This is a genomic window from Mycolicibacterium peregrinum, from assembly GCF_001665625.1.
In the GTDB taxonomy this organism is placed as follows: domain Bacteria; phylum Actinomycetota; class Actinomycetes; order Mycobacteriales; family Mycobacteriaceae; genus Mycobacterium; species Mycobacterium peregrinum_B.
In genome coordinates, this window is the sequence record NZ_LZSY01000027.1 from 1 (window position 1) to 4,763 (window position 4,763).

Annotated in this window: 3 protein-coding genes; all 3 read left to right on the top strand. The window is 67.5% G+C overall.

The features are described 5' to 3' along the window. Positions 1-2,997 (top strand): ATP-binding protein (locus tag A5779_RS04325; RefSeq protein WP_064879321.1); only part of this gene is annotated, 2,997 nt, incomplete at its 5' end. Between the two features lie 2 nt (positions 2,998-2,999). Next, on the top strand, positions 3,000-4,235 hold the full coding sequence (locus A5779_RS04330; protein ID WP_064879323.1) for a glycosyltransferase: 1,236 nt from the start codon (positions 3,000-3,002) through the stop codon (positions 4,233-4,235). A 16-nt stretch (positions 4,236-4,251) separates the two neighbouring features. Continuing rightward, the coding region (locus A5779_RS04335) for an O-methyltransferase (RefSeq protein ID WP_064879325.1) at positions 4,252-4,763 on the top strand (512 nt) is incomplete at its 3' end.

Sequence of the window (4,763 nt, forward strand, 5' to 3'; positions counted from 1 at the left end):
TCGATGAAACTCGCCGCCGCGGTCGATACCGAGCGACTTCGCGAAATCATGAACGAGTTGTTCAACCGGGCCGCGGTGGTGGTGCAGCGCTACCGCGGAACGGTGGACAAGTTCACCGGTGACGGACTGATGGCGCTGTTCGGTGCGCCGGCCGCGCTGGAGGATCACGCTCTCCTCGCGTGCATCGCGGCGCTGGAGATCCAGACAGTGGCCACCGAGCTGGCCGCCGAGGTGTCCCGCCGTGACGGCGTCGCGCTGAGTCTGCGGGTCGGGCTGAACTCCGGTGAGGTCGTTGCCGGGGAGATCGGTTCGGGCGGCTACACCGCTGTCGGCCATCCAGTCGGTCTGGCCCAGCGCATGGAATCGGTCGCCCCCGCGGGCGGGGTGATGTGCTCCCTGTCCACCGCCCGACTGGTCGACGACGGAGCGCGGCTCGGACCTACGAGGTACGTCACGGTCAAGGGGTTCGAGGAGCCCGTGGCGGCACGGCAGCTGCACTCGGTCGAAACCGGCGGCGCCGTGCTGGGTCGAACTGCCGGTGTGCTGCTGGGTCGGGCCGCGGAACTGGATCACCTGCAAGAGGCCTTCGATTCCGAAGCGGGTGAGTTCGTCGGAGTGATCGGCGAGCCGGGTTTGGGGAAGAGCCGTCTGGTCAGCGACTTCGCGGCGGCGACGGAACGTCGGGGTGCCCGGATTGTGGTGGCCGGTGGTGAGGCACACGCCTCCGTGTTGGCTTTCCGCATGCTCTCGCTGGTGCTCCGCGGCATGTTCGGCGTGGATGGGCTGAGTCCGGATGCGGCGCGCAAGCACACCATTGAACAGTTCCATGGACACTTGACGGTGCAGTCCCCGGACGCCGGAGTGCTGTTCGAGGCCATGGGAATCGGTGACGCCGCCTCGCTCGATGCGAGCATCGCTCTGGAGAGCCGGCGGCGAAGACTGGTGGAACTCATGGCCACCGCGGTTCGGGTCGCTGACGCCCCGACGGTCTTCGTTCTCGAAGACGTGCACTGGATCGACGCCCCGAGTGACGAGGTGCTCGCCGATTTCGTGGCCGAGATCGGCGATGTGGCGACAGCCACCGTTGTCTCCACCTATCGGCCGGAGTATCACGGAGCGCTGCGCCGCGACCGGTCGTCGACCATCAGGTTGCACCCGCTACCGGCGCCGGTCGCAGCCCGCCTGGTCGGCCACCACCTGGGCGAGGACCCGTCGCTGACCGGGCTGGCTGCCCGCATCGCGGGCGTGGCGGTAGGCAATCCGTATTTCGTCGAAGAGATCGTCCGCGATCTCGCCGGTCGGGGCGTACTGGCGGGCAGTCGCGGGAATTACCGGATGACAAGTAATCTCGACCGCATCTCGGTCCCCGCGACGGTTCAGGCCGTCCTGGCGGCACGTATCGACCGGCTGTCGGCGCACGCCAAGCGGGCACTCAACGCGGCTTCGGTGATCGGCACGGATTTCGACACCGACACACTGCGCATGCTGCAACCGGAGGCTGAACCCGACGGACTGCCCGAGCTGGTCTCTGCGGAACTGATCGACCAGACCGAATTCGTTCCTCGGCAACGGTATTGCTTCCATCATCCACTGGTCCGGACGGTGGCCTACGAGTCACAACTGAACCGTGACCGGGCTCGTGCCCACGGTCGTCTGGCCGCCGCCATCGAGTGGCGGGATCCCGGGGCCGCTGACGAGAATGCCGCGTTGATCGCCGCCCACCTCGAGTCGGCCGGCGATCTCGTCGCGGCATATCGCTGGTATATGCGTGCAGGACAATGGATTCGAGTGCGTGACATCCCCGCAGCGCGTGAGCAGTGGGAGCATGCCCAACGCATTGCCGACGGGCTGCCACCGGACCAGCCCGAGGTGGCCGACCTACAGGTGGCACCCCGTGCACTGCTGGTGTCGACCTCGCTGTATGTCGGCAACGACGACGCCACCGCGCAGCGCTACCGTGAATTCCGGGATATGGCAACGCAGACCGACGACATGAGATCGCTCGCCATCGGCACCGCCGGTCAGCTGTGGTCCCTCACCGTCAACGAGGAGAACCTGAGGGAGGCCGCGGCGCTCGCCTCGGAGTTACATCGGATGGCCGAGGACGCCCACTGGGACGCCGAGGCCACCGGCATCGTGGTGAATGCGGTCGCCTTCGCGAAGCTGGCCAACTGCGAGCTCGAATCGGGGCTGCAGGCCATCGACCTACTCGACGTCGACCGGACCCCGCCCACCGAACTTGCTCCTGCTCAGGCGCTTCGGGGTCTTCTGGAATTGTGTCTGGGCCGGTCCGAGCAGGGACGCCGCCACCTGCACGAAGGCATCGAACTGGCGCAAGCCGACCGGCCGATGACGTTCACCCACACCGTGCTGTACGCGGGAGCGGCGGTGGCGCTGGGTTTGTGCCATACCGATGAGTTCATCGACTCCCTCGACCAGGCAGTGCTGGCCGCCGACACGATCGGGGACAGCAGCGGCGTCGTGTGCACACGGTGGGCGCGCGGCACCGCCGTACTGCGTGCGCTGCCCCGGCCCGACACCGAAGCGGTCAATGGCCTGCGGCAAGCACTTTCGTTCATCGACGCGCACAGCTCGATGACATTCATCAAGCCCACCATCATCGCCGACCTCGCCGTCGACGCGGCCTACAACGGAGACCGCGAGCAGGCCCTCGCCGAGCTGCGGTCCGGCTTCGCGAGATACGCCGCCGGCGGCTCCAAATTCTTCCTCGGACGACTCGGGGAGACGCTCGTCGAACTCCTCATCGAGTCCGGCTCCGAAGAGGAGCGAGCCGAGGCACGCGAAGTGGTCGAACAGTGGCGAGGGCTACGACCGGGAATCGCGGCACTCGACCTGTGGTGGTTGCGGTCACGGGCCATGTTGGCGCAGGCCGACGGGGACGCGGCGGACTACAGCGAACTGTCCGCGCAGTACCTGGCGCTGTGCGAAAAGCTGGAGGCCCGAGGCAGGCTCGATACCGCCCGGAGAATGACGTAGCCGTGGCGACGATCCTGGCCTACACCTCGCCGGCGCTCGGTCACCTGCTTCCGATGAGTGCGTTGCTGGCCGAACTGTCGGGTCGGGGCCACACCGTGCATGTGCGGACCTTGTCCGCCGGGCTGGATATCGCTCGGCAGCTCGGCTTCGCCGCCGAACGCATCGACCCGCGGATCGAAGCAATTGAGATCGACGACTGGAAGGCTGCCAACCCACGAGATGCGTTGAAGTTGGGGGTTTCGTCCTTCGGTCGGCGAGCCGGCTACGAGACCGCCGACGTCGCGGACGCTGTGCATCAGGTCAGGCCCGACGCGCTGCTTGTCGACGTCAACTGCTGGGGTGCCCAATCGGCGGCACAGGCGGGATCGGTCCCCTGGGCGAGTTTCGCTCCGTACACACTGCCTCTGAGGGCGGCCGGCGTGCCGCCGTTTGGGTTGGGCCTACCACCTTGGACTGGGGTGGCCGGCCGGCTGCGTGACGCCGCAGTGCGGGCCCTGGTGGTCAGGCCGCTTGAGAAGATCATGCTGCCCCCCATCAACCGGGTTCGTGCCGAAGTTCAGCTGCCGCAGGCTGATTCGATGGACGAGTTCCTCCGGTGCGCACCCCTGATCCTGCTGACCAGCGGTAAGCCGTTCCAGTATCCGGCCACCGAGTGGGGCGACGCCGTCCAGATGATCGGGCCCTGTGTGATGGAAACGGATGGTGGTGGCGTACCGGACTGGTTGGCCGAGGTTGACCGACCGATCATCCTGGTGACCACCTCTTCGGAGAAACAGGCCGACGCCGAACTCGCGGCCGTTGCCGTCCGGGCGCTGGCCGGCGAGCCGGTACACGTGGTGGCGACGATGCCGTCCGGGGTGCCACCTGACCTGAAATCGGCTGCGAATGTGACTGTGTGTCAGTTCGTTCCGCACGGCCTGGTTCTGGATCGCGCGATCTGCGCCGTCACCCACGGTGGGATGGGGGCGACGCAGAAGGCGCTCGCCCGCGGCGTCCCGGTGTGCGTCGTGCCCTACGGGCGGGACCAGCTCGAGGTGGCCCGCAGGGTGGACGTGGCGGGGTGTGGCACCCGGTTACCGGCTCGGCGGCTGACGCCGGATCGGTTGCGTGAGAAGGTGCGAGAAGCGGTGGGGATGGCAGCGGGAGCGCGTCGGGTGGCTGCCGGATTCGCGGAGACGGGCGGGGTGGAGTACGGCGCCGACCTCTTCGAGCAGCGGATACTCGGTCTGGCATCCTGACGCTACTCTGGCGCACATGACCGAGGCCGCTGACGTCGATGCCATGTTCAACGAGGTGCTGCGCACCGAGGACGAGGCGCTGATCGCGGCGCGTCAGTCCGCACACGCCGCCGACATGCCGGCCATCGAGGTGTCGGCTCAGCACGGCAAGCTGCTGTCGCTGCTCGCGACGATTTCCGGGGCGCGTCGGGCGCTTGAGATCGGCACGCTCGCCGGGTACAGCACCATTAACCTGGCCCGTGGTGTGGGACCCGACGGCAGCGTCGTCACGCTCGAATACGAGCCGCGTCATGCCGAGGTGGCACGGGCCAATCTGGCGCGGGCCGGCCTGGCGGACCGGGTCGAGGTGATCGTCGGCGCCGCACTCGACACGTTGCCGCGGCTGGCCGAACGTGGTGACGTCTTCGACCTGGTCTTCATCGATGCGGACAAGGAGAACAACGTCCGCTACGTCGAGTGGGCGATCCGACTGGGTCGGCCGGGCTCGATCATCGTGGTCGACAACGTGACCCGCTTCGGTCGGGTGCT